Source organism: Faecalibacterium sp. PGM34 (assembly GCF_054456555.1).
In genome coordinates this window covers 2,873,352-2,898,618 of sequence record NZ_CM136898.1, presented here as the reverse complement: position 1 = coordinate 2,898,618, position 25,267 = coordinate 2,873,352, and the positions used below count along the sequence as shown (strand labels likewise).

The following is a 25,267-nucleotide window of genomic DNA, read 5'->3' as shown; positions in this document are numbered from 1 at the left end:
CAAAGTCCCTTTCCGGTGTGCAGAATGTTTTTTTTCAGTGTACCACAGCAGCGGCGGGATTGCAAAGAAAAGCGGTGGTTTTATCTCCGCTTTCGTGTTACAATAAAGGCAAAAATCAATGAGCGGGAGGAAACCGAAATGCTGAAACTGGTTCTGGGCGCTTCCGGCAGCGGCAAGACCACCCTGCTGTATGCCCGCATCCGCGCCCGCGCCGAGGCGGGCAAGCGCAGCATCCTGCTGGTGCCGGAGCAGTTCACTTCCAGCACCGAGGCACGCATCTACCGGGAGCTGGGAGATGCCCTTTCCGGCATGGTGGAAAGCTATTCCTTCACCAGTCTGGCGGAGCATATCCTTGCGGCGCTTGGCGGCGCGGCGGTGCAGACCCTGACCGATGCCGGACGGGCGGTGCTGGTGCGCCGTGCACTGGAGGAATTGCAGGATAACGTGCACTACTACTACCGCCACCGGCGCAGCGCGGCCTTTTGCCAGATGGCTGCCGAGACCATTGACGAATTGAAAAGCGCCGGGCTTTCCGGGCAGCAATTGCAGGAGCTTGCCCGGGACTGCGGCACCGAGAGCGCAAAGCTGGGCGAGCTGGCGCTTATTTTTCAGGGTTACGAGAGCCTGCTGGCGGGCACCGGCATGGACCCTGCCGACCGTCTGGAACTGGCGGCTGACCGGCTGGAAGCCGCGCTTGCCCGGGACGAACTGCCGGACTTTTTGCGCGAGCGCGAGGTGTTCATTGACGAGTTCGATACCTTCAACGCGCCCAAAAAGCGGCTGATGGGCGCCATGCTGGCTGCGCTGCCCGCCGTAACGGTGGCACTGTGCGAGGACGGCGCACCCATGCAGCCCGGGGACCTGGAACTGTTCTCCGGTGCAAAGCAGGTGGCGGCGCAGCTGCGCCAGCTTGCGCGCAAAAACGGCGCACAGGTGGCCGCACCGGAGCTGCTGCGGCGGGACCTGCGCCATAAAAACGCCCCGGGGCTTGCCGCCTTGACTGAACTGCTGGAGACCGGCAGCTGCACCCCGCCGGAAAGCGCCCCGGAGCTGCGGCTGTTTGCCGCCGCCAGCCGGGAGGAGGAAGCCCGCTGTGCCGCAGCCGCCATCCGCCGCTTGATGCGGCAGGGCGTGCGCTGCGGAAAAATTGCGGTGGTCTGCCGTGATATCAGCCTGTACCGGGCTGCGGTGCGGTACGAGTTCCGCATGGCAGAGATCCCCTTGTACTGCGACGAGCCCACCACCCCGGAGTTCAGCGCCCCCGCCACGGCGGTGCGGGCACTGCTGGCATTGCTGCGGGGCGCGGACATGACCGAGCAGCTGACCGTGCTGGCCAAGACCGGCCTGTGTGACCTGACCGAGCCGGAGGTCTGCGCGCTGGAAAACTACGCCTACACATGGTCGCCCAATGCAGCGGCGTGGCGGGCAGAATTTACCAAAAGCCCCCGGGGCTTCGGCGATGCTGAGCTGACCGAGGAGGACACCCAGAACCTGACCCGCGCCGAGAACGCCCGCAAAAAGCTGGTGACGGCGGTGGATACTTTGCGCAGCAAGGTGCGCAGCGCCAACGCCGAGCAGATCAGCCGGGCGCTGTATTTCTGTCTGAAGGAGCTGGGCGCAGAGGAACAGCAAGCCGCGCAGGTGGAGGATATCCGCACCGCCCGGGGCATCCCGGCAGCGGAGGAAGCCGCCCGCGAGTGGAACGTGGTGATGCAGCTGCTGGACGAGATGGCGCGGCTGCTGGGCAGTCAGGGCATCACCGTGCCGGAGTACGAGGATCTTTTCAGCCTGCTGCTGCGCTCCTCTGACCTTGGGCACATCCCGCAGACCTTGGACGCGGTGGTGCTGGCAAGCGCCGGTAAAATGCGTCTGGATGCGCCGGACTATGTATTCGTGCTGGGGCTTGCGGAGGGGGAATTTCCCTGTACCCCCGCAGAAAGCGGCCTGTTGACCCACGCCGACCGCGACCTGCTGATGGCAAAACAGATCGACCTGCCGGACTGTTTTGAGAACCGCGTGGTGCGTGAACAGGTCTGTTTTTACAAAGCCCTTACCGCCCCGGCAAAGGGGCTGTGGATGAGCTGGCCGAAGGGGCAGGGGCAGACCCTGTGCGCCGCGCTGGAGCCCATCGTGGAGGCATTGCAGCCTGCTGCGCCGCAGCTGGAACTTGTCGACCTTGCCGCCACCCCCGCAGACGGCTTGGACGTGCTGGGCGGCGGCTGGCCGCTGACCGAACGGGAGCGCGCCAGCCTGACCGAGGCACTGCGCGCCCCCGGCGAGGGGGTACAGGCACCCCGGGGGCTGGCCCTGCTGCAGCGCATGGAGCAGGATCCACCCCGGCAGGTGCAGGATCTGCCCACGCTGGAAGCGCTGCTGGGCAGGCGGCTGCACATCTCGCCCAGCCAGCTGGAAAAATACTATACCTGCCGCTATGGCTACTTTTTGCAGTATGTGCTAGGGCTCAAGCCCCGCCGCCGTGCAGAACTTTCGGCCGACCAGAGCGGTACCCTGATGCACTGGGTGCTGCAGATGGCGCTGGACCCCCACCCCGGGGCAGACAACCCCTGTGCCGGGCTGCGCCCCTTTTTGGAGCTGGACGATGCCGCCATGGCTGACCTTGCCGCCGCGCTGGTGGACGAGTACGCGCGGCGCTATCTGCCGGAGGATACCGCACGCTTTGCCTACCTGCTCTCCCGGCTGAAAAAGAGCATGACCAGCCTGCTGTGCTACCTGCGGGACGAGCAGAACCAGTCCCAATTCAAGCCCGTGGCCTGTGAGTTGAAGATAGGCCGGGGCGAGGACGCCGTGCCCGGGCAGGTGTACCGCCTGTCGGACGGGCGCACGGTGCAGCTGGTGGGCACGGTGGATCGCGCGGATGAATGGATCGAGGAGGACGGCACCCGCTGGGTGCGGGTGGTAGACTACAAGACCGGCAGCAAAAAGCTGGACTTGAAAGAGGTCTACTGCGGGCTGGACTGCCAGATGCTGCTGTATCTGTTCAGCCTGACCCGGGATGCGGGCGGGCGCTTTACCGGCGCACAGCCGGCGGGCGTTTTGTATCTGCTGGCCGACCCCGCCCCCCAGACCCTGCCCCGCGAACAGGCTGCCCGGGCGGTGGAGTATCAGCTGGACGGCCTTGTGCGGGACGAGCAGAAGATCTTTGACGCGATGGACGCGGACGAAACCGGCAAGTACCTGCCCTTTGGCTACCGCAACGGCGCACCCAGCCCCTACCAGAAGGACAAGCGGGCGGACAGCGCCAAGCTCAGCCGCATCCAGCTGCATCTGGACGACCTTGTCACCCAGATGGGTGAGCAGCTTTACGGCGGGCGGATCGATGCCGAGCCGCTGGTAGTGAGCAGCAGCAAAAGCCCCTGCACATGGTGCGATTACAGCTTTATCTGCTGCCACGAGACCGGGGTGCATGAGCGTGCGCTGGAAGCCCCGCCCAAGCCCTTTGAACCCGAGGAAGAAAACGAAGAAGAGGAGGAACAGCCGTGAGCGGACCTGAATGGACCCCGGCGCAGCAGGCCGCTATTGCAGACCGGGGCGGTGCGCTGTTGGTAAGCGCAGCCGCAGGCAGCGGCAAGACTGCCGTGCTGACCGAGCGGGCGGTGCAGCTGATCACCGACCCGGAGCACCCGGTCAACGCCGACCGGCTGCTCATCGTCACCTTTACCAATGCGGCGGCGGCAGAGCTGCGCGCCCGCATCGGACAGGCGCTGCTGCACCGCAGCCAGCTGCAGCCCGGCAACGCCATGCTGCGCCGTCAGCGGATGCTGTTGCAGCGCGCGCCCATCTGCACCATTGACGCTTTTTGTCTGAACCTGCTGCACAAGCACTTTCAGGCGCTGGATATCCCGCCGGATTTTGCCCCGGCAGATCCCGGTACCGTGCAGCTGCTGCGGGGGGCGGCACTGGCCGAAACGCTGGAAAACGCCTACCGTGACCCGGATTTCTGCGCCTTTGCAGACCTGTACGGCAAGGGACGCACAGATAAACCGGCGGGCGATGCCATTTTGCAGATCTACGATTTTCTGCGGGCGCTGCCGGATTACGACCGCAAGCTGGATGAATTTCTTGCCCCTTACGAGCAGGAAAACGGCTTTGCTTCCACCTGCTGGCACGACCTGCTGCTGGCCGAAGCCGCCCACTGCGCCAAGGCTGCGCGGGAACTGCTGACAGCGGCACTGGCCGACTGCCGTGCGGATCTTGATCAGGAACTGGCAGCTGCCGAGGAGAAAAAGACCCCCTCTGCCCGGGCAAAGGCGCAGCTTGCGGTGGCAGAAAAATACGAGGAGGCTGGTACAAGGCTGGAAAAAGCCGCCGCCCTCTTTGCGCAGGCGGAGCAGCTGGCCGCTGCCGGGCAGTGGGACCCACTGTACGACCTGCTCACCCCCTATGTGCTGGGCATGGAGGAAGCCCCCGGCCTGAAGGGCATGAAAAAGCGTCTGGGCGGCGACCACAAGGCCGAGATCAAGACCCGCTCGGACGAAGCCGCAGCCCTGTTTGAGCAGATGACCCAACTCATCTGCTGCTCCGAGGCCGAGGCCGAGACCGACCGGCAGATCACCCTGCCCCGGCTGCGGGCGCTGTTTGCCGCCGTGCGGGACTTCGATGCCCGGTTCACAGCCAGAAAGCGGGAGCGCAAGCTGCTGGAATTCAGCGATTTTGAACACCTTGCCCTGCGCCTGCTGCGCACCCCGGAGGGGGTGCCCACCCCCCTGTGCGAGAGCATCCGTCAGGACTACGCCGCCGTGATGGTGGACGAATACCAGGACACGAACGCCCTGCAGGATGCGCTTTACCGCTGCCTTGCCGCCCCGGCGGGGGATAACCTCTTCCTTGTGGGCGACTTAAAGCAGAGCATCTACCGCTTCCGGCAGGCAGAGCCCGGCATCTTCCGGCAAAAGCTGGACAGCTGGCCGCTGCTGCCGGGCGCAAAAGCCCGTCCCCGCCCGCCGGAGGACACCCCGGGCGCGGACGCTCTGCTGGCGCTGGATGCAAACTTCCGCTCCGCACCGCAGGTAGTGGCGGGCATCAACTATCTCTTTGAGCAGCTCATGACCCCGGAGCTGGGCGATACCGCCTACGGCGACGGGCAGCGTCTGGTCTGCGGTGCGCCCGGAGAATATCAGGGCAGCGTGGAGGTGCAGTTTCTGCCGGACGATGAGACGGAAACCGATGCAGGCTGGATCGCCGAGCGCATCGCGCAGCTGGTTTCTGCCGGGGAGCCGGTGCGGGAGGGCAGCACCACCCGCCCGGTGCGGTACGAGGACTGCTGCGTGCTGCTGGCAGCGCGCACCGAGTTCCCGGCCTATGTGGAGGCACTGACCGCCCGGGGTATCCCGGTATACGCCGACGCCCGGGAGAACCTGATGCTTGCGCCCCACATCCGCCCCCTCATCGCCCTGCTCAAGGTCATCGACGACCCTTCGCAGGATATCTATCTGGCTGCTGCCATGCTGGGCCCCATGTTCGGCTTTACGGAGGATGACCTTGTGCGGCTGCGCGCCCGCAGCCGTCAGGTGCCGACAGAGCCGGACAAAAAGCCTGCCCGCATCAGTCTGTACGGCGCGCTGCTGCTGGCGCTGGAGGACCCGGCCGACGACCCCTTTACCGAGAAGGTGAAGGACTTCTACGCCCACCTCACCGCCCTGCGGCAGATGGCGCGCAGTGCCCCGGCAGAGCAGCTGCTGGAAGAAATTTTTGCCTCCACCGGTTATCTGGCGGCGCTGGGCGTGCTGGAAAACGGTGCCCGCCGCCGGGAGGATGCCCGCCGCTTTGCCTCCTTCTGCGCCGCCTCTGGCACGGGCGGCATCTCGGCGCTGGTGCGCGCCATTGATGCCGCTGCGCAGGCCGGCAGCACCGGACAGGACACCGTGCCCAGCGGGGTACACCCGGGATGTGTGTCCATCATGACCATCCACCGCTCCAAAGGCTTGCAGTTCCCGGTGGTGTTCGTGGGGGATACGGCGCGCAAGTTCAACGCCTCGGATATCCGTCAGCCGGTGCTGGTGCACCGCAGCTACGGCGCGGGGCTGCGGCTGCGGCCGGAAAACGGCGAGGGCGCCTACAAGACCGCCGCCTACACCGCGCTGGCCGCTGTCCACGCCAAAGAGCTGCGCAGCGAGCAGATGCGCCTTTTGTATGTGGCGCTCACCCGTGCGCAGGATAAGCTCATCCTCACCGTGCCCCTGAGCAGCGGCAAGAGCGCCAAGCCCTTTGCCAAGGCGGCGGCTTTTCTGGCTGCCGGGGCGGGAGCCACGCTGCACCAGCAGGCCAACAGCTTTGCCGACTGGCTGCGGGCGGCGCTGCTGGTGCACCCGGACGGCGGGGTGCTGCGGCAGCTTTCCGGCAACCGGGAGCTGCTTTTTGTGCAGACCGAAAGTGTGATGGCTATCAAGGTGTGTGACGATGCCGTGCAGCTGTCCGAGGAATCAGATGCAGCCACGCCGGACGAAGCGCCGGAGACAGACCCGGCACTGGTAGAGACCCTGCGGCAGGGCTTTGCGTGGCAGTACCCGGCGGCAGCGCTTGCGCAGGTGCCTGCCAAGGTCAGCGTGACCAGCATCGTGCACAAGGCCGAGCAGACCACGCTGGAGCGCCCGGGCTTCCTTTCCAAGGACGGCCTGACCGCCGCCGAGATGGGCACCGCGCTGCACGCCTTTTTGGAGCACGCAGACTTTGCCCGGCTGGCTGCGGCCAAGGCGGCAGGCACACTGGACGAAGCCATCCCGGTGGAGCGGGACCGTCAGGTGGCATTGCAGCTGACCGCCCCGGAGATCGCGGAAAAGCTGGACGCGGTGTGCATCCGCCGCTTTGTGGAAAGCGAAGCCTTTGCAAGGATCTGCGCCGCCGAGCAGGTGCTGCGGGAGCTGCCCTTTATCACCGCGCTGCCCGCCGGTGCGGTGCTGGCGGCGCAAGGGCACGAGACGCTGCCCGCCGCCGCAGACGCGCAGGTGCTGGTGCAGGGCATTGCCGACCTTGTGCTGGTGTACCCGGATCATCTGGAACTGCTGGACTACAAGACCGATCGCCGCAAAGCCGAGAGCGACTTTTTGCGCGCCTACCGCGCCCAGCTGAACCTTTACGCCATTGCCATCGAAAAGCGCTTTGCGCCGAAAAAGGTGACCTATAAGGGCATCTACTCCTTTGCACTGGGCAAACTGATCGAGGCGTAAAAGGGAAAAGTCATATTTTTTCCAAAGAACGCATAAAAAGTGCTTGACAGGGCAGGTAAAGCGTGGTAGAATAGCTGGGTAAAGAAAGCAGCTACGGCCTGTGCCGCGCTCGCCTTGCGGGAGGATGTCCCCGGGCTATACCCGAAACAGCAGCTTATTCCTTTGAGAATGCTGCGGCTTTGTGTGAAATTTCGCGCGGCTGTCCAGAATGTGGGCGGCCGTGTTTTCTATGCCAAATATTGCAACACTATGGATTTTGTTTGGAGGTGCATTCATTATCGCTACCGCTGGAAAGTCGAAGGAACTGGAGATCAACGGCCAGATCCGTGATCGTGAGGTTCGCCTGATCGGTGCTGACGGCGAGCAGAAGGGCGTTGTGTCCATTCAGGTGGCCATGCGCGCTGCAGAAGAAGCCGGGCTCGATCTGGTCAAGATCGCACCGCAGGCTGTGCCGCCTGTGTGCAAGGTGCTGGACTACGGCAAATACCGTTTTGAACAGCAGAAGAAGGAGAAGGAAGCCAAGAAGAACCAGAAAGTCGTCGAGGTCAAGGAGACCCGCCTTTCGCTCAATATTGACACCAACGACTTCAACACCAAGCTCAACCAGACTGCCAAGTTCCTGGCAGCAGGACACAAGGTAAAGGTTTCGATCCGTTTCCGCGGCCGCGAAATGGCGCACAGTGCTCTGGGCGCAGACGTGCTGAAGCGGTTTGCCGAGGCTCTGCCTCAGGCATCCACCGATAAGCCGCCCGTGCTCGAGGGCCGCACGATGTCCATTCTGCTGATCCCGAAACCCAATAAGGACTAATTTTAGGAGGAAACTAAAATGGCTAAGATGAAACTGAAGACGCACTCCGGCGCTAAGAAGCGCTTTAAGCTGACCAAGAACGGCAAGATCAAGCGCGGTCATGCATTCCGCAGCCACATCCTGACCAAGAAGACCACCAAGCTGACCCGTGGCTACCGTCAGCCCAGCTACGTTGATAAGACCAACGCAGCTACCATCAAGAGCATGCTGCCCTACGCCTAAGAGCGAGCCGCAGGTACACAAAACTTTCTACGAGATACTAAAGGAGATATAAAAAATGGCACGTATCAAAGGCGCAACTATGACCCACAAACGTCGTAAGAAGATGCTGAAGCTGGCCAAGGGCTTCTACGGCTGCAAGAGCAAGCACTTTAAGATGGCCAAGCAGCAGGTCATGAAGAGCGGCAACTACGCTCTGGCTGGCCGCCGCATGAAGAAGCGTCAGTTCCGCAACCTGTGGATCTGCCGTATCAACAACGCAGTTCGTCCTCTGGGCATGAACTACTCCACCTTCATGGCTGGCCTGAAGAAGGCAGGCATCGAGCTGAACCGCAAGATGCTGTCCGAGATGGCCATCAACGATCCCAAGAGCTTTGCCGCTCTGGTCGAGACCGTGAAGAACGCCTGATAAAGACCTTGCATCGTGACGCCCGCGCGTATACGCGGGCGTCCGTTTTGTATCCGGGCATTTTTTGCGGCCAGGGAAACAAGGCAACGGGGCAGCGCCCTGCCGCAGAAACCTGCGGCAGACGCTGCCCTTTTTCTATTGTATCCAAAGCAAAAGCTACACACCTGTTCGGGAGGGACTCATGGACGAAAAGATCACCAGCCGGGAAAACGCAAAAGTAAAATACGCCTGCCGCCTTGCTTCCAGTGCGGCATTCCGCCGCACCGAGGGGCGCTTTCTGGCCGAGGGGCGCAAATTGTGCCCGGAGCTTGCCTGCGGCGCAGAGCTGGAGACCCTGTTTTATACCGAAAATGCGCTGGAAAAGTGCCCGGAGCTTGTCGCTTTGCCGGGCGAGCACTATCTGGTAGAGGATCATGTGGCGGACAAGCTGGCAGACGTGGGCACCCATCAGGGGGTGTTCGGGGTGTTCCGCACCCCGGTGCACACGCTGGAGGAGGTGCGCCCCGGCGGGCGGTATCTGGCACTGGAGCGGGTGCAGGATCCCGGCAACGTGGGCACCTTGCTGCGCAGCGCGGCGGCCTTTGGCTTTGACGGTGTCATCCTCAGCGAGGGCTGCGCCAGTGTCTACGCCCCCAAGACCCTGCGCGCCTCCATGGGCGCGGCGGTGCGCATCCCGGTCATTGAGACCGGTGCCATGCCGCAGGCCATCGCCCAGCTGCGGGAAAAAGGCATCACCTGCCTTGCGGCGGCGCTGTACCAGTCCCAGCCGCTCAGCGCGGCAAAGGCCGGGTATCCCGGCGGTGTCTGCGTGGTCATCGGCAGCGAGGGTCAGGGTCTGACCGACGAGACCATCGCCGCCTGCAACAGCACGGTGCGCATCCCCATGACCGACCGGGTGGAAAGCCTGAATGCCGGCATCGCGGGCAGCATCCTGCTGTGGCATTTCCGGGAGGAGAGCCTGTGACCGGGCAGACCAGCCTGTTCCCGCCGGAGCCTGCACCCGACCCGCTGCTGTGCTGGCTGTGGCTGTCGCAGGTGCTGGCTCGCCAGTCTTCACGCCGGAAAGGTGCTGGACGCCTTTGGCGGCGCGCAGGAGGCATGGGAGGCACGGGAAACTGAGGAATTCCGGCAGGCGGCAGGGGATGCAGCCTTTAAGCGGGCAGCGCAGCTGGATGCAGAAAGCTTCCACACGCTGGTGATGCAGTGCGATGCCCTGCGGGTGCGCATTCTGCCTTTTGACGACCCGGATTACCCGCTGGCCTTTTCTCGCATCCCGGATATGCCGCTGGTGCTCTACTGCACCGGCGACCCCCGCTGGCTCAACGAGCCCGGGGCGGTGGGTATCGTGGGCAGCCGCAAGCCCACGGAATACGGCCTGAACGCGGCGGCGGATATCGGCGGGGAATTGGCAAAAAACGGAGCTGTCATCGTAAGCGGTCTGGCTGATGGACTGGACAGCGCCGGGCACCGGGCAGCGGTAAAGAACGACTGCCCCACCATCGCGGTGATGGGCGTGCCCATCGACCGCACCTACCCGGCAGCGAATGCGGTGCTGCGGCATAAGATCGAGCAGAAGGGCTGCGTTATCAGCGAGTACCCGCCCCGCAGTGAGGGCGTTGGTGCCAATGGCTTTCTGCAGCGCAACCGGCTCATTGCGGCGCTCAGCTCTGCGCTGCTGGTGGTGGAAGCACAGGAGAAAAGCGGCACCATGTCCACCGTGTCCCATGCAGAACGCTATGGGAAGCCGGTGTTCGCGGTGCCGGGCAGCATCTACTCGCCCAATTCCGCAGGCACAAACGGCCTTTTGCGGGACGGCAGAGCGCGTGCCGTGTGTTCTGCTGCGGACCTGCTTGGCCCGCTGGGCCTGCGCCGGCAGAGCGCAGCGGCGGTGACGGCAAAGCAGCCGGAGCCTCTGAGCGATACCGAGCGCCGGGTGCTGGCGTGCATCGGGCCAAAACCCGTGGGCATCGAGGAGCTGTGCGTGAGCACCGGCCTGCCCATGTCCGCACTGCTGGGCACCCTGATGAAGCTGGAACTCACCGGCCGGGTGTACAAGCAGCCGGGGCAGCGGTATGTGCTGCGGTAAAATTGTGGAATATTTCCGCTGGTAAAGCACACAACAGCTGTGGTACAATAATATGAGCGAAGAACCGTGCGTCCCTTTGGGCACACGTTGCAGATAGAGGAGAAAAGAAGAAATGGCGAAACTGGTTATCGTGGAGTCGCCTGCAAAGGCGAAAACCATCGGCAAATATCTGGGCGATGACTACGAGGTCACCGCCAGCATGGGTCATATCCGCGATCTGCCCGCATCTCAGCTGGGCATCGATGTGGAGCACGGATATACCCCGCAATACATCAGCATCAAGGGCAAGGAAAAGCTCATCAAGGAGCTGAAGAGCAAGGCCAAACACGCCGATGGCGTGCTGCTGGCGACCGACCCGGACCGCGAGGGCGAGGCCATCAGCTGGCATCTGGCAAACATTCTGGGGCTGGACCCCCACGAGCCCAACCGTGTCACCTTTGACGAGATCACCAAAAAGGGCGTGAAGGAGGGTATGTCTCACCCCCGCGCCATCGACGAGGATCTGTTCAACGCCCAGCAGGCGCGCCGCGTGCTGGACCGTCTGGTGGGCTACAAGCTCAGCCCGTTTCTGTGGCGCAAGGTGCGCCGCGGCCTGTCCGCAGGCCGTGTGCAGAGCGTGGCGGTGCGGCTGATCGACGACCGGGAAAAGGAAATCGAAAACTTTAAGCCCGATGAATACTGGAACGTGGACGCCACCCTGGGTGCCGGGCACAAGAGCTTTGTGGCACGCCTCGCCACGGACGCCAACGGCAAAAAGCTGCTGCCCAAAAGCGAGGCCGAGGCGCGCGCCATCGAGGAAGGCTTGGAGGGGGCAAGCTATGTGGTGAGCGAGCTCAAGCGCGGCAAGCGTGCAAAGCAGCCCACCCCGGCCTTTATCACCAGCACCCTGCAGCAGGAGGCATCCCGCCGGTTGGGCTTTACGGCCACCCGCACCATGCGCGCCGCCCAGACCTTGTACGAAGGCGTGGATATTGCAGGGCACGGCATGATGGGTCTGATCACCTATATGCGTACCGACAGTCTGCGCATCTCGGACGAAGCCGTGGCTGCCGCCAAGGAGTATATCGCCGGTGCTTACGGCGAGGCGTATATCTGCCCCTATAAGCGCACATGGAAAACCAAGAGCGCTACGGCAGCACAGGACGCCCACGAAGCCATCCGTCCCTCTGTGCCGTCCCTGACCCCGGACGAGGTGGACAAGAGCATCAGCGGCGACACCGCAAAGCTGTACCGCATGATCTGGAGCCGCTTTATGGCAAGCCAGATGGCAGACTGCCAGCAGGATACCGTGTCGGTCACCGTCAGCGCGGCGGATTACCACTTCAAGGCCAGCGGCTACACCGTGACCTTTGACGGCTTTACCGCCCTGTACGAGGAAGCCACCGACGAAAAGGAAAAGAAGGAAACGAACCTTCCCCCGCTGGAGCAGGGACAGGTGCTCAAGCTGCGGGAACTGAAGAGCGAGCAGAAGTTCACCCAGCCGCCCGCCCGCTATACCGAAGCTACCCTCATCAAGGCGCTGGAGGAAAACGGCATCGGCCGTCCCTCCACCTACGCGCCCATCATCACCACCATCATCGACCGCGGCTATGTGGAGCGCGACCAGAAAAAGCTCAAGCCCACCCTGCTGGGACGGGCTGTGGACGGGCTGATGCTGGAGCAGTTCCCCCACATCGTGGACGTGGATTTCTCCGCGCAGATGGAAAAGAATCTGGATAAGGTGGAAAGCGGCAAGGCCGACTGGCGCAAGACCGTGGATGATTTCTATCAGGGCTTTGAAGCCAGTCTGGAACAGGCCGAAAAGAACATGGAGGGCAAAAAGGTCAAGGTACCGGACGAGCCCTCCAGCGAGGTGTGCGACCTGTGCGGCCGCCCCATGGTCATCAAGGTGGGCAAGTACGGCAAGTTCTTGGCGTGCAGCGGCTTCCCGGAGTGCCGGGGTACCAAGCGTCTGGTCAAGGACACCGGCGGCATCTGCCCCAAGTGCGGCAAGGGTCGTCTGCTGGAGCGCAAGAGCTCCAAGGGACGCATCTACTATGGCTGCGAGTGCTACCCGGACTGCGATTTTATGACATGGGATATGCCGGTGGCTACCAAGTGCGAAAAGTGCGGCAGCACCCTGTTCCGCAAGGGCGGCAAGCTGTACTGCGCCAAGGAAGGCTGCGGCTTTGAGATGCCGGTGCCCAAAAAGGACTGACAGATAAAAGCCTTCCCCCGGACGGGGGAAGCTTTTCAGAGAATATGCTACACCCTCCCTCTTCGGCAATGACTGAGAGGGTTGGATCAAAGGAAAGACTAAATGAACGTATACAAAGTAACCATTCTGGGCGCGGGTCTGGCGGGCTGCGAAGCGGCTCTCTGGCTGGCGGGCAAGGGCGTGCAGGTAGAACTGTACGAGCAGAAGCCCGTCCACTTTTCCCCCGCCCACAAAAGCGAGGGCTTTGCGGAGCTGATCTGCTCCAACAGCCTGAAGGCTGAGCGGCTGGACTCTGCCTCCGGCCTGCTGAAGGAAGAGATGCGGCGGATGGGCAGCCGGCTGCTGACCGCCGCCGAGGAGACCCGCGTGGCCGCCGGCGGCGCGCTGGCGGTGAACCGCGATGCCTTCAGCGCCGCCGTCACCCGCATGGTGGAGCAGTGTGAGAACATCACCGTCCACCGGGAACAGGTGGAAAAGATCGACGAAACTGCGCCTATTCTGGTAGCCACCGGCCCCCTGACCGACGGTGCACTGGCCGACGAGATCGGACGCCTGACCGGGGACGAGCGGCTGCATTTTTACGATGCCGTTGCGCCCATCGTCACCGCCGAAAGTCTGGACTACGGCAAGGTGTTTGCCGCCTCCCGCTACGACCGTGGCGAAGCCGACTACCTGAACTGCCCCTTCAACAAGGCAGAGTACGAGGCCTTCCACGCCGCACTTGCCAGTGCCGAGCGCGCCCCCCTGCACGACTTTGACACCGGAGCCGAGCAGAGCACAAAGCCCGACCCGGACGCCCACGGCAAAAAGGCCGATACCGTTACCGTGTACGAGGGTTGTATGCCCATTGAGATCATGGCTGCCCGGGGTGCCGACACCATGCGGTTCGGCCCGCTGCGCCCGGTGGGTCTGGTAGACCCGAACACCGGCCACCGTCCTTGGGCAAATGTGCAGCTGCGCGCAGAAAATAAGGAGCGCACCCTGTATAACATCGTGGGCTTCCAGACCAACCTCAAGTGGGGTGAGCAGAAGCGGGTGTTCAGCATGATCCCCGGGCTGGAAAATGCCGAGTTTGTGCGCTACGGCGTGATGCACCGCAACACCTTTCTGGATGCGCCACGGGTGCTCAGCGTGCAGCTGTGCCTGAAAGCACACCCTAACGTGTTTTTTGCCGGGCAGATCACCGGCTTTGAGGGCTATATGGAAAGCGCCGCCTGCGGTCTGCTGGCGGCACGCAATCTCTACGCCCGCTTGGAGGGTAAACAGCTGCCCCCGCCGCCCGCCGATACCATGTGCGGTGCGCTGGTGCAGTACCTGACCACCGAGAACAAAAACTTCCAGCCCATGGGCGCAAACATGGGCATTCTGCCGCCGCTGCCCGCCGAGACCCGTCCCCGGGACAAGCGGCTGCGTTACATGGCACAGGCCGAGCGCGCTGTTGCCAGCTTCCAGCACTGGCTGGACGAGAACGCTCTGTGAGGCAAACCACCTGAAAGGAGAAAACAGGTATGAAGATCATTGTGGACATGATGGGCGGCGACAACGCCCCGCTGGCTGTTCTGGAAGGCGCTGCACAGGCCGTCAAGGAGTACGGCGTGCAGCTCATTGGCGTGGGCAACGAGGCGCTGGTGCGCAAGACTGCCGCCGAGCACAACATCCCGCTGGACGGCATCGAGCTGGTGAACTGCACCGAGACCATCGAGATGTGCGACGAGCCCGCCCGCGCCATCCGTCAGAAGAAGGATTCCTCCATCGTGGTGGGTCTGAATCTGCTCAAGGAGGGCAAGGGCGATGCCTTTGTTTCTGCCGGCAGCACCGGTGCGCTGCACGTTGGCGCAAGCCTCATCGTGCGCACTTTGCGGGGCGTCAAGCGCCCGGCACTGGCTACCATGGTGCCCGCAAAGCAGCAGGCTTATCTGCTGCTGGACTGCGGTGCCAACGTGGAGTGCCGCCCGGAGATGCTGGCAGCCTTTGCGGTCATGGGCAGCTGCTATGTGAACAAAGTAGAGGGACGCAAAAACCCCAGTGTAGCACTGGCCAACAACGGTGCCGAGGAGAGCAAGGGAACCCCCGTGCTGCGGGACGCACACCAGCTGCTCAAGACCACCCCGGGCATCCGCTTTGTGGGCAATATCGAGCCGCGTGACGTGCCCAACGGCGAGGTGGACGTGGTGGTCTGCGATGGCTTTACCGGCAATGTCATCCTCAAGCTGACCGAAGGCGTGGCAAAGATGCTGCTGGGTATGCTCAAGCAGATGTTCCTTGCAAACCTTGGCGGCAAGCTGGCATATCTGCTGCTCAAGGGCGGCGTTACCGACCTGAAGCACCAGATGGACAGCGAGGAGTATGGCGGCGCACCCTTCCTTGGCGCAAAGCAGCCGGTCATCAAGGCACACGGCTCCTCCAAGGCAAAGGGCATCAAAAACGCCATCCGGCAGGCAAAGATCTGCGTGGAGAACGACCTGTGCGGCACCATGCAGTCCGCACTGGACGAGCTGGCCGCAGCGCAGAAAACTGAGGAATAAAAGGGAGTAAAAACGACCATGAGCCATCAGTTGGAAACTATCATCGGTTACAAATTCAAAAACCCGGAGCTGCTGGAGACCGCGCTTACCCACACCAGCTACGCCAACGAGAGCCGCACCCCGGTCAAGCACAACGAGCGGCTGGAGTTTCTGGGCGACAGCGTTTTGCAGATCGTATCCGCAGACTACCTGTTCCACGCCTACGCCGACCGCCCGGAGGGCGACCTGACCCGCATCCGCGCCAGCCTTGTCAGCGAGGGTGCGCTGTTCCAGTTTGCACAGGAGATCGGCCTTGGCGAGTATCTGCGCCTTGGCCGCGGCGAGGAGCGCTGCGGCGGCCGCACCCGTCCCAGCGTGGTGTCGGACGCCTTCGAGGCTGTTATTGCCGCCTTGTATCTGGACGGCGGCATGGAGGTGGCGCGTAAGTTCATCCTGCCCTTCATCACCGAGGGCAAGCACGCCGAGGCGGACTACAAGACCCGTCTGCAGGAGATCGTGCAGCAGAACCCGGAAGAGCGCCTGAGCTATGTGGTGGAAAGCGAGTCCGGCCCGGATCACGACAAGCATTTCGTGGTGGCGGTGCGCTTTAACTCCGACCGCGTGGCGCGGGGCGAGGGACGCAGCAAAAAAGCCGCCGAGCAGTGCGCCGCCAAGGAAGCGCTCAAGCTGCTGGGCGTGATAAAGGAAAAGTAAATGGTATTCAAGGAACTGGAGATCCAGGGCTTTAAAAGCTTTCCCGATAAGGTAAAGATCAGCTTTGATACCGGCGTTACCGGCGTGGTGGGCCCCAACGGCTCCGGCAAGTCCAACCTTTCGGATGCAGTGCGCTGGGTGCTGGGCGAGACCAGCTCCCGCCAGCTGCGCGCCGCCGGCAAGATGGAGGACGTCATCTTTGGCGGCACCCGCAAGCGCAGCCCCATGGGCTTTGCGCAGGTGCGGCTGACGCTGGACAACGCCGCCCACACGCTGGATGTGGACGCGGACGAGGTGACTATCGGCCGCAAATACTACCGCTCCGGCGACAGCGAGTACACCATCAACGGGCAGGTCTGCCGTCTGCGGGATGTGTACGAGTTGCTGCTGGATACCGGCATCGGCAGGGACGGCTATTCGGTCATCGGGCAGGGACGCATTGCGGAGATCGTTGCGGCAAAAAGCAGCGAGCGCCGCGAGATCTTTGAAGAAGCCTGCGGCATTGCCAAGTACCGCTACCGCAAGACCGAAGCCGAGCGCCGTCTGGCTGCGGCGGGCGAGAATCTGGAGCGCCTGCGGGATATCCTTGGCGAGCTGGAAAGCCGGGTGCGCCCGCTGGAAAAAGAGAGCGCCAAGGCACAGAAGTTTCTGGAGCTGAGCGCCCAGCGCAAAACGCTGGAAGTGACCCTGTGGACCGATGGGGTGCACCGTGCCCGGGAAGCTGTGCGCCAGCAGGTGCGGGACTACGAGACCGCCCAGACCGACTACGAGCGTTTTGACCGGGAGACCAAGGCCGCCGAGCAGGAGGCTGAGGAGATCCGTATGCAGGCACAGCAGCTGACGGTTGCTGTCGAGCGCCTGAATGGGGATATCCGCAGCATCACCCAGCAGATCAGCGGCTCCGAAAGCCGCATTGCCGTGCTGGAAAACGATATTTTGCGCAACGACGAGAGCGCGGCTTCTTTGCAGCAGGAGATCGCCGCCGGGCAGCAGGACACCGCCGAAGCGGATGCCGCCTTGCAGCGCCACCGCGCCGTGGCAAAGACCATGGAGGCAGCGGGCGAAAAGCTTGCGGCAGAGATCGAGGCGCTGAACGCCGAGCTTGCCCGGCTGGCAGATGCCAGCACCGCCAGCGGTGCCCGCAAGGACAGTCTGCGGGCAGAGCTTGCCGACCGCACCGCAAAGCGCACCGAAGCACAGGTGGCACAGGCTGCCGCCGAAGCCGCCGGAGACACCGCCCGGCAGCGTCTGCCCGCGCTGGAACAGAGCGCCCGGGATGCCGCTGCACAGCTGGAAGAGACAAAACAGGATCTGGCCGACACCGTAAAGTACCGCCAGACACTGGAGGAAAACGAAAAGCAGCTGGGCAACATCCGCTCCGGTCTGGAACTCAAGCTGCGCAGCCGCAAGGCCGCGCTGGACGAAGCCGATGCCGCCGAGCAGCGGCTGGGCAGGGAACTGGATGCCGCCCGGCAGCGCCTTTCGGTGCTGCGGGAGCTGGAAAAGAACATGGACGGCTACCAGAACTCGGTGCGCGCGGTCATGCGCGCCGCCGGGCCCGCCGTCTGCGGGGCGTTCTGGGGCCGGTATCCACCATCCTGAAAGTGGAGCCCGGGTGCGAGGTTGCCATTGAGACCGCACTGGGCGGTGCGCTGCAGAACATTGTGGTGGAAAACGAAGCCGCCGCGAAAGCCGCCATCGCCCTGCTGCGCAATGACCATGCAGGCCGCGCCACCTTTCTGCCGCTGGACACCGTGCAGCCCGGCGCGTTCCGGGGACGGCTGTCCGGCACGGCGCGGCTGGCGTCTGCGCTGGTGCAGGCCGACCCCCGGTACGAGAGTATCGTCTCGAACCTGCTGGGGCGCATCATCGTGGTGGAGGATATCAACGAAGCCTCCCGCGTGGCGCGGGACAACGGTTACCACAACAAGGTGGTCACCATGGACGGACAGGTGATCAATGCAGGCGGCAGCTTTACCGGCGGCAGCGTGCAGCGCAGCGCCGGTCTGTTCACCCGCAAGCAGGAGATGGAGGAGCTGCGCCTGAAGGCGGCCAAGCTGCAAAAGGACTGCATTGCCGCGCAGGAAAAGACCGACCAGTGTAAGGAGCAGACGGACGCGCTGCAGGCAGAGCTGACCGCCACCGCCAGCGAGCAGATCACCGCTGCCAACGACCGGGTGCGTGCAGAGGCGGAGCAGAAGCGGCTGGAAGCTGCTGCCGCCCAGCTGGAAACTGCCGTGCAGAATGCGCAGCAGCAGATGGACGCCTTGCAGGCTGCGTTGAACGACAGCCGCGCCAAGGCCGATGCCGCTGCCTTGCAGCAGGCAGAGCTGACGGCGCAGATCGAGCAGCTGACTGCCGAGCTGAGCCGCATCGCAGAGGGCAGCGACAGCTTCCTGACCCAGCAGAACCAGCTGGCACAGGCGCTCAGCGCCAAGCGGCTGGAACAGGTGACCCGCCGCAAGGATGCAGAGCTGGCTTACAGCCAGATCGCTGCGCTGGAACAGCGTGCCAAAGACGCCGCTGCCCGCCGCACTGCACTGGAAGAAAGCCTTGCTGCCCTTGCCGCCCGCAGCGAAGCCTGCCGCACCGAGATCGCAGCTATCCGCAAGGCCAAGATCGACAGCCAGACCACCATTACCCAAAAGGAGCAGGCTATCCGCGAAGCTACTGAAAAGCGGCTTGCCTGCCAGCAGAAGGAAACGGAAGCGCTGGCAAAGGCCCGCACCGCCTCCGACAGCCGCGAGGAGATGGGCCGGGAGATGGCACGCCTTGCCGAGCGCAAGGCCGCTGCCGAGACCGAGTACGACCAGACCGTGGCAAAGCTGTGGGACGAGTACCAGCTCTCGGTCAGTCAGGCCGAGGAGCTGTGCGTGGAGTTCGACAGCCTGACTGCGCTGCGGGCACAAGTGGCAGACCTGCGCGGCAAGATCCGCGCCCTTGGCAGCGTGAATGTGAGTGCCATCGAGGAGTACAAGGAGGTCAAAGCCCGCTACGATGAACTGTCCCGTCAGGTGACCGACGTGGAGGAGAGCCGCAACGAGCTGAGCCGCATGATCGCAAAGCTTTCCGCCCAGATGCGGGAGATCTTCACCGACAGCTTCCGCGCCATCAACGAAAACTTCAGCCATGTGTTCACCGAGCTGTTCGGCGGCGGCGAAGCCAGCCTTGTGCTGGAGGACGAAAGCGATGTGCTGGCCTGCGGCATCGGCATCCGGGTGGCGCCGCCGGGCAAGGTGATCAAAAATCTGGAAGCCCTTTCCGGCGGAGAGCAGGCGCTGGTGGCCATCAGCATCTACTTTGCCATTCTGGCGGTGAACCCCGCGCCCTTCTGCATTCTGGACGAGATCGAAGCCGCCTTGGACGATGCCAACGTGGTACGGTTTGCCCAGTATCTGCGCCGCATCAGCGATAAGACCCAGTTCATCGTCATCACCCACCGCCGCGGCACTATGGAGGCCGCCAACGTGCTGTATGGTGTTACCATGCAGGAGGACGGCGTGTCCAAGCTGCTCAAGCTGGATCTGGAACAGGTTGACGCAACGCTGGTTTCCTGATATAAAATAAACAGAAAATAGATAGGAGGACCACTATGGCGTTCTTCGGATTTGGAAAAAAAGAAAAAGATAAAATGAAAACGGGTCTGGAAAAGACCCGCACCGGCTTCTGGGGCAGTATTATGAACACCCTGACCGGCAGCGTCATCGACGATGAGATGTACGATGATCTGGAGGAGCAGCTGATCCTTGCCGACGTAGGCGGCGAGGTGGCGGTGCATCTGGTGGATAAACTCCGTGACCGTGTGCGCGATAAGGGGCTCAAGACCGGCGAGCAGGCCGCAGATGCCCTGCGCGATATCATTGCCGAGGAGATGACCCCGGAGGCCGAGATGGCACTGGACGGCAAGCCCGCTGTCATTCTGGTCATCGGCGTCAACGGCGTGGGCAAGACCACCAGCATTGCAAAGCTGGCCGATTATTACACACGGCAGGGCAAGCGGGTCATGCTGGCCGCCGGTGATACCTTCCGCGCTGCTGCCAGCGAGCAGCTGGAAATCTGGGCAGGCCGTGCCGGTGTGCCCATCGTCAGCGCAGGCGAGGGCGCAGACCCCGCAGCCGTCATCTTTGATACGGTCAAGTCTGCCACCGCACGCGGCTATGATATGGTCATTGCGGACACCGCAGGCCGTCTGCACAACAAAGCAAACCTGATGGCAGAGCTTTCCAAGATCAGCCGCAGCGTCAAAAAGGCAAGCCCGGAAGCCAGCCTTGAGACCCTGCTGGTGCTGGATGCCATCACCGGGCAGAACGCCATCAGTCAGGCCAAGGAGTTCTGCAAGGCTGCCGATGCCACCGGCATCATCCTGACCAAGCTGGACGGCACCGCCAAGGGCGGCTGCGTTGTGGCGGTCAAGCAGCGTCTGGGCCTGCCGGTGCGCTTTATCGGCGTGGGCGAGGGCATCGACGATCTGCTGCCCTTCACCCCGGAGGGCTTTGTGGAAGAGCTGCTCCCCCGTGAATGGAAGCATTAAGGAGGCGCGGAAAATGAAAATTTGTGCAGCGACCGGCAACGCCGGAAAGCTCCGCGAACTGCGCCGCATTCTGGAAGCGCAGGGACATGAGGTGGTCAGCCAGAAGGAACTGGGCATCACCATCGAGCCGGAGGAGACCGGCACTACCTTTGCCGAGAATGCCCTTATCAAGGCCGAGACCATCTGCAAGGCCAGCGGCCTGCCCACCATCGCCGATGACTCCGGCCTGTGCGTGGACGCGCTGGACGGCGCACCCGGCGTGTACAGCGCCCGCTACTGCGGCCACCACGGCGACGACGAGGCCAACAATGATAAGCTTCTGGCTGCCATGCAGGCGGTGCCTGCCGGGCAGCGGGGCGCAAAGTTCGTCTCGGCGGTGTGCTTCATCCTGCCGGACGGTCGGCACCTGACCTGCATGGGAGAATGCCCGGGCAGCATCGCCTTTACGCGGCTGTGCGGCGACTACGGCTTTGGCTACGACCCGCTGTTCATCCCCGCCGACTGCGGCGTGGGCAAAACGGACAAGCGTCCCAACACCGAGAACCGCAGCTACGCCCAGCTGACCCCCGACGAAAAGGACGCCATCAGCCATCGCGGCAACGCGCTGGCAGCGCTGGAAAAGCAGCTGCCTGACTTTTTGGCAGAAAAATAAAACGATTTTAAATGGCCGTCGCGTTCGCTTTGGCCATCTTCAGAGGAAGAAAAATTTTAGATATGTGAATTGAAAATGACTGCGGTCATTTTCAATTCACCCTTTCACGGAAGAAGGACGCAAAGGCAACTGCGCTTGACCCGGGCAGCGGGTACTTTCTCTTCGGACACGAACACGGGTTGCGGCACCCAGCATCCGCATCGTGCCTTGGGCGGCACTTGCGTCTTGCTGGCCGCTGCCCCAACAGCAACTCTCTGTTTCCGCCGCTGGCGGCGGTCGTTGCTGTTGCAAGCCATTCCATCGCCCGCCCTATTGCCCTGCGGGCAACAGGGTCCCACCCCAGCGGACGGTCCTCAGAGAAAATACCCGCCGCCTGTAACACATAATATTATTTTATTGTAAAATAAAGGAGAAAAACTATGCTGACTAGCAAACAGCGCGCCATTCTGCGCGGCAAGGCAAATACCATGGATCCCGTTTATATCGTGGGTAAGGGCGAGATCGACGAGACCCTGATCCAGGGCGTCAAGGACTGTCTGGATGCCCGGGAGCTCATCAAACTCAAGGTGCTGGAAAACAGTATGTACAACGCCCGTGAGGCCGCTGCCAAGCTGGCCGAGGCCACCGGTGCAGACTGCGTGCAGGTCATCGGCTCCAAGTTCGTGCTGTATCTGCAGAAGAAAAAGGACAGCGCCTACGCTGCGCTGCTGAAGTAAGATGAAGATCCTTCTCTATGGCGGCAGCTTCGACCCGCCCCATAACGGCCACCTGAACAACCTGCGTGCAGCGGCAGACCGCGTGCACCCGGATAAGATCGTGGTGATGCCGGCAGGCACTTCCCCCTTTAAGCAGGGGACGAACGCCTCCGGTGCGCTGCGGCTGGAAATGTGCCGGTGCTTTGCGGCGCTGGCGCAGGAGCCCGGGATGCCGCCGCTGCGAGTGAGCGGCTGGGAGGTGGCGCAGGCCGCAGCGGGCAGCCGCAATTATACCGTGCTCACGCTGGAAATGCTGGCAAGGGAGAACCCCGGCGCGGTGCTGTACCTTGCCATTGGCAGCGATATGCTGCTCAGCTTTGAGGGCTGGCACCGCTGGCAGGATATCCTGCGCATTGCGCGGGTGGTGGTCACCAGCCGGGATGTCGGCGATGCACCGGCGCTGCACGCAAAGGCAAAGCAGCTGGACCCATCGGGCGGACGCATCCTGTTTGCCCCGGTGCAGGCGCTGCCCATGTCCAGCAGCCAGCTGCGTGCCCGGCTTGCCAACGGAGAAGAGTGTGAAGCCGAACTGCCGGAGGAAGTGCGCAGCGTTATCCGGCGGGAGGGACTATACCGGAACACAGAAGGAAGTAGCAGATAAATGGATCTGAAACAGGCAAAGGAGCTTGTGCGCAGCCGCTTGAGCGATAAGCGCTACGAGCATACCATCAACGTGAAAAAAATGGCCGTCAAGCTGGCCAAGCACTATGGCACCGACCCGGAGCAGGCCGCACTGGCGGCGCTTTTGCACGATGCCGCCAAGGAACTGCCCAAGGATGAGATGCGCGCTATCATGCAGGCGCACCCGGAATATGCACAGGGCGGCGAAGCGCGCCCCACGCCGGTGTGGCACGGCATCTGTGCCGCCATTCTGGCGCGTACGGAATGGGGCGTTACGGACGAAGCCGTGCTCAGCGCCATCGCCTGCCATACCGCAGGCAAGGCGGGCATGACCCAGCTGGACAAGATCCTGTATCTGGCCGATATGACCAGTGCAGAGCGGGACTGGCCCGGGGTGGAAAAGCTGCGCAAGCTGGAAATGAAAGATTTGGACGCGGCCATGCTGGCAGCGCTCAAGCAGACCAACGGCTTTGTGCTGTCCGAGGGCAAGCCTCTTGACCCCGAGAGCAAGGCTGCCTACGAGGATATCTTAGCGCACAGCGGGCAGAATGAAGGGTGAAAAGCCGGACACCGGTTAAAAATGGTTCCGGCCATCCCCGGATAAAACAATTGCAGATTTTGCCGTACCATGCTATACTGAAGGATATGACAGGTCTGCAAGTAAAAAACTCTGCAGAGCAGTGAAAAGCTGGAGGATACAAAAAGCATGAGCCAGACGCCACGCCATATCAATACAGACCGCTCACTCAGCCGCCCGGATCAGGCGGCGCGTGCCCCGCAGGCTGCCCCGGAGCAGAACACCCGCAGCACCGCCGGGGCACAGCACGCCGCCCCGCCCCACCGCCCGGCACAGCCCGACATGAGCGGGGACGATGCACCGCGCCGCCGCAAAAAGAAGAAAAAGACCCCGCTGTGGCTGCCCTTTGCCATCGTGATGGGGGTGATCGCCGTGATCTCCGGTGTGGTGGTGTACGGTGTGAGCCTTGTGAACAAGGTGGAGGACAGCATCCGCCCGGCAGAAAGCGCCCCCTCCATCGTGCAGGAGATCCAGACCGCCGAGGAGTACAAGGGCGATGTGGTCAACATTCTGGTCTGCGGCATCGACTTTGAAGAGGGACGCACCTACAGCGACACCAGCTCCAACGACGGCATGACGGATATGATCCTGTACTGCCAGTTCGATATCAAGGGCGGTGCGCTGCGGATGCTGCAGATCCCCCGCAACACGCTGGTGACCACCCAGAACCGCAAGCTTACCCTTTCCAACGGCAAGACCTATGCCGTTTCCAACTACCAGATCAACTCGGTGGCGCTTTCCAACGGCGGCAGCATTGCCGCGCTGGCAGATGTCATCTACGACCAGTACCATCTGCCCATCGACTACTATGTCACCATTGATATGCAGGCACTGGTGGAAATGGTGGACAACTTCGGCGGCATCGAGGTGTATATCCCCCGGGATATGTCCTACGGCGGCAGTAAGCTGCTGAAGGGCTACCGCAATTTGGACGGCGCTTCGGCAGAGTTCTTTGTGCGCTGCCGCCACGGCGATGGCTACGCAAACTCCGATATCGACCGCTTGAATATGCAGCGCTACTTCTACGCAGGTCTGTTCAAGCGCGCCCGCGCCATGGGCATTACCGATATCCTGAACCAGCTGCCGCTGATCTTCAAGGACTATATCCACACGGATATGGATATCACTACCATTGCAAAGCTGCTGGCGTCTTTCCTTAAAATTGACAGTTCCAATATCATTCTGGCGCAGACGCCGGTGTTCATGGGCGTGCCCAACGTGGGCAAGACCGACTCCTTTGCCGGCTACTCCTGCGTGGTGCCGGATGCCGGCTCCATCGTAAACCTGCTCAACCAGTATTTTTGCACTTACACCGGCCCGGTGGAGGTAAGCGAGCTGCACATGGTCACCGACCAGTGGCCCCACGGCAGCGCATCCACCGATGCCAACGTGCAGTATATGGGACGCATCGATAAGGAATCCGACGACGCCATCCTCAGCGGCGATACCGACCTTTCCGGCGCTGTGACCACCGATGGTCAGGCAGCGGGCACCGGACAGTAACAACAAAAACAATGCCCTGCACACCGGGTGCGGGGATGTTCCGACAGAAGGGAGAAACACATGGATAATTTCAACGACAGCAAGGCGCTTGCCATTGAGATCGCCAAGATTCTGGACAAGAAGAAGGCGCAGGATGTGCGGGTGCTCAAGGTGGAAAGCCTGACCGTCCTGACCGATTACTTCGTCATCGCCTCCGGTACCTCCACCACGCAGGTGGCATCTCTGGCCGATGAGGTGGAGTACGAGCTTTCGCAGAAGGGTCTGGAGCCTTACAGCACCGAGGGTCACGACACCAAGAACTGGGTGCTGCTGGATTACTCCAATGTCATCGTGCACGTCTTTGTGCCCAACAGCCGCGCTTACTATGATCTGGAGCACCTGTGGGCAGACGGCGAGCCGGTGGACATCTCGGAGTACCTGACCCCGGATAGCAGCATTGAATAATTAAGGCAAAAAGGTTTGCTTCTGGCAGAACCCACTCCGTTATTGCGGCGCAATAGGGAAAGT

Annotated in this window: 18 protein-coding genes and 1 pseudogene; all 19 read left to right on the top strand. The window is 62.5% G+C overall.

The annotated features are described in order from the left end of the window. Positions 1 to 138: 138 nt before the first annotated feature. On the top strand, positions 139 to 3,501 hold the full coding sequence (locus ACXPUX_RS14130) for a PD-(D/E)XK nuclease family protein (protein ID WP_458828809.1): 3,363 nt from the start codon (positions 139 to 141) through the stop codon (positions 3,499 to 3,501). Continuing rightward, on the top strand, positions 3,498 to 7,184 hold the full coding sequence (locus tag ACXPUX_RS14125) for a UvrD-helicase domain-containing protein (protein WP_458828807.1): 3,687 nt from the start codon (positions 3,498 to 3,500) through the stop codon (positions 7,182 to 7,184). Before ACXPUX_RS14130 ends, ACXPUX_RS14125 begins: the two co-directional genes overlap by 4 nt. 229 nt (positions 7,185 to 7,413) lie before the next feature. Beyond that, the gene (infC, locus tag ACXPUX_RS14120; RefSeq protein WP_055185860.1) at positions 7,414 to 7,992 is read left to right on the top strand and encodes a translation initiation factor IF-3; all 579 of its coding nucleotides are present in this window, start codon (positions 7,414 to 7,416) and stop codon (positions 7,990 to 7,992) included. 18 nt (positions 7,993 to 8,010) lie between these two features. After that, positions 8,011 to 8,214, top strand: a complete 204-nt coding sequence (rpmI, locus tag ACXPUX_RS14115; RefSeq protein WP_005928215.1) for a 50S ribosomal protein L35 — start codon at positions 8,011 to 8,013, stop codon at positions 8,212 to 8,214. A 55-nt stretch (positions 8,215 to 8,269) separates the two neighbouring features. Continuing rightward, on the top strand, positions 8,270 to 8,620 hold the full coding sequence (gene rplT, locus ACXPUX_RS14110; RefSeq protein ID WP_005928218.1) for a 50S ribosomal protein L20: 351 nt from the start codon (positions 8,270 to 8,272) through the stop codon (positions 8,618 to 8,620). Positions 8,621 to 8,801: 181 nt separating this feature from the next. Further along, on the top strand, positions 8,802 to 9,584 hold the full coding sequence (locus tag ACXPUX_RS14105) for a TrmH family RNA methyltransferase (protein WP_458828803.1): 783 nt from the start codon (positions 8,802 to 8,804) through the stop codon (positions 9,582 to 9,584). Between the two features lie 102 nt (positions 9,585 to 9,686). Further along, positions 9,687 to 10,706 (top strand): DNA-processing protein DprA, encoded by a 1,020-nt coding sequence (dprA, locus tag ACXPUX_RS14100; RefSeq protein ID WP_458828801.1) that lies wholly within the window; start codon positions 9,687 to 9,689, stop codon positions 10,704 to 10,706. Between the two features lie 112 nt (positions 10,707 to 10,818). Next, complete coding sequence (topA, locus tag ACXPUX_RS14095; protein WP_458828799.1) at positions 10,819 to 12,903, top strand: type I DNA topoisomerase; 2,085 nt, start codon at positions 10,819 to 10,821, stop codon at positions 12,901 to 12,903. Between the two features lie 102 nt (positions 12,904 to 13,005). Further along, entirely contained in the window at positions 13,006 to 14,382 is a 1,377-nt protein-coding gene (gene trmFO / locus ACXPUX_RS14090; RefSeq protein WP_458828798.1) for a methylenetetrahydrofolate--tRNA-(uracil(54)-C(5))-methyltransferase (FADH(2)-oxidizing) TrmFO, read from the top strand. 29 nt (positions 14,383 to 14,411) lie between these two features. Continuing rightward, the gene (plsX, locus tag ACXPUX_RS14085; RefSeq protein ID WP_458828796.1) at positions 14,412 to 15,428 is read left to right on the top strand and encodes a phosphate acyltransferase PlsX; all 1,017 of its coding nucleotides are present in this window, start codon (positions 14,412 to 14,414) and stop codon (positions 15,426 to 15,428) included. A gap of 18 nt (positions 15,429 to 15,446) precedes the next feature. Further along, a complete protein-coding gene (gene rnc, locus ACXPUX_RS14080; protein WP_308563089.1) occupies positions 15,447 to 16,121 on the top strand; it encodes a ribonuclease III in 675 nt (224 codons plus the stop codon). Continuing rightward, positions 16,122 to 19,678: pseudogene (gene smc / locus ACXPUX_RS14075) on the top strand (chromosome segregation protein SMC). Between the two features lie 35 nt (positions 19,679 to 19,713). Beyond that, complete coding sequence (gene ftsY / locus ACXPUX_RS14070) at positions 19,714 to 20,652, top strand: signal recognition particle-docking protein FtsY (RefSeq protein WP_458828793.1); 939 nt, start codon at positions 19,714 to 19,716, stop codon at positions 20,650 to 20,652. Positions 20,653 to 20,665: 13 nt separating this feature from the next. After that, a complete protein-coding gene (rdgB, locus tag ACXPUX_RS14065) occupies positions 20,666 to 21,304 on the top strand; it encodes an RdgB/HAM1 family non-canonical purine NTP pyrophosphatase (RefSeq protein ID WP_458828791.1) in 639 nt (212 codons plus the stop codon). Positions 21,305 to 21,723: 419 nt separating this feature from the next. Further along, the gene (locus ACXPUX_RS14060; RefSeq protein WP_005928250.1) at positions 21,724 to 22,020 is read left to right on the top strand and encodes a YhbY family RNA-binding protein; all 297 of its coding nucleotides are present in this window, start codon (positions 21,724 to 21,726) and stop codon (positions 22,018 to 22,020) included. Position 22,021: 1 nt separating this feature from the next. Continuing rightward, complete coding sequence (gene nadD, locus ACXPUX_RS14055) at positions 22,022 to 22,660, top strand: nicotinate (nicotinamide) nucleotide adenylyltransferase (protein WP_458828789.1); 639 nt, start codon at positions 22,022 to 22,024, stop codon at positions 22,658 to 22,660. Further along, positions 22,661 to 23,239: a bis(5'-nucleosyl)-tetraphosphatase (symmetrical) YqeK gene (yqeK, locus tag ACXPUX_RS14050; protein WP_458002728.1), complete on the top strand. Its 579-nt coding sequence runs from the start codon at positions 22,661 to 22,663 to the stop codon at positions 23,237 to 23,239. A 147-nt stretch (positions 23,240 to 23,386) separates the two neighbouring features. Further along, a complete protein-coding gene (locus ACXPUX_RS14045) occupies positions 23,387 to 24,760 on the top strand; it encodes an LCP family protein (protein ID WP_458828788.1) in 1,374 nt (457 codons plus the stop codon). A gap of 60 nt (positions 24,761 to 24,820) precedes the next feature. Next, the gene (gene rsfS, locus ACXPUX_RS14040) at positions 24,821 to 25,204 is read left to right on the top strand and encodes a ribosome silencing factor (RefSeq protein WP_015536738.1); all 384 of its coding nucleotides are present in this window, start codon (positions 24,821 to 24,823) and stop codon (positions 25,202 to 25,204) included. Positions 25,205 to 25,267 lie beyond the last annotated feature (63 nt).

Bases quoted from the DNA above. Each gene is read 5' to 3' on its own strand.
- topA (WP_458828799.1), top strand. From the start codon at position 10,819: ATGGCGAAACTGGTTATCGTGGAGTCGCCTGCAAAGGCGAAAACCATC.
- ACXPUX_RS14105 (WP_458828803.1), top strand. From the start codon at position 8,802: ATGGACGAAAAGATCACCAGCCGGGAAAACGCAAAAGTAAAATACGCC.
- rsfS (WP_015536738.1), top strand. From the start codon at position 24,821: ATGGATAATTTCAACGACAGCAAGGCGCTTGCCATTGAGATCGCCAAG.
- trmFO (WP_458828798.1), top strand. From the start codon at position 13,006: ATGAACGTATACAAAGTAACCATTCTGGGCGCGGGTCTGGCGGGCTGC.
- nadD (WP_458828789.1), top strand. From the start codon at position 22,022: ATGAAGATCCTTCTCTATGGCGGCAGCTTCGACCCGCCCCATAACGGC.
- yqeK (WP_458002728.1), top strand. From the start codon at position 22,661: ATGGATCTGAAACAGGCAAAGGAGCTTGTGCGCAGCCGCTTGAGCGAT.
- ACXPUX_RS14130 (WP_458828809.1), top strand. From the start codon at position 139: ATGCTGAAACTGGTTCTGGGCGCTTCCGGCAGCGGCAAGACCACCCTG.
- rnc (WP_308563089.1), top strand. From the start codon at position 15,447: ATGAGCCATCAGTTGGAAACTATCATCGGTTACAAATTCAAAAACCCG.
- infC (WP_055185860.1), top strand. From the start codon at position 7,414: ATGCCAAATATTGCAACACTATGGATTTTGTTTGGAGGTGCATTCATT.
- ACXPUX_RS14045 (WP_458828788.1), top strand. From the start codon at position 23,387: ATGAGCCAGACGCCACGCCATATCAATACAGACCGCTCACTCAGCCGC.
- ftsY (WP_458828793.1), top strand. From the start codon at position 19,714: ATGGCGTTCTTCGGATTTGGAAAAAAAGAAAAAGATAAAATGAAAACG.
- plsX (WP_458828796.1), top strand. From the start codon at position 14,412: ATGAAGATCATTGTGGACATGATGGGCGGCGACAACGCCCCGCTGGCT.
- ACXPUX_RS14060 (WP_005928250.1), top strand. From the start codon at position 21,724: ATGCTGACTAGCAAACAGCGCGCCATTCTGCGCGGCAAGGCAAATACC.
- rpmI (WP_005928215.1), top strand. From the start codon at position 8,011: ATGGCTAAGATGAAACTGAAGACGCACTCCGGCGCTAAGAAGCGCTTT.
- rplT (WP_005928218.1), top strand. From the start codon at position 8,270: ATGGCACGTATCAAAGGCGCAACTATGACCCACAAACGTCGTAAGAAG.
- rdgB (WP_458828791.1), top strand. From the start codon at position 20,666: ATGAAAATTTGTGCAGCGACCGGCAACGCCGGAAAGCTCCGCGAACTG.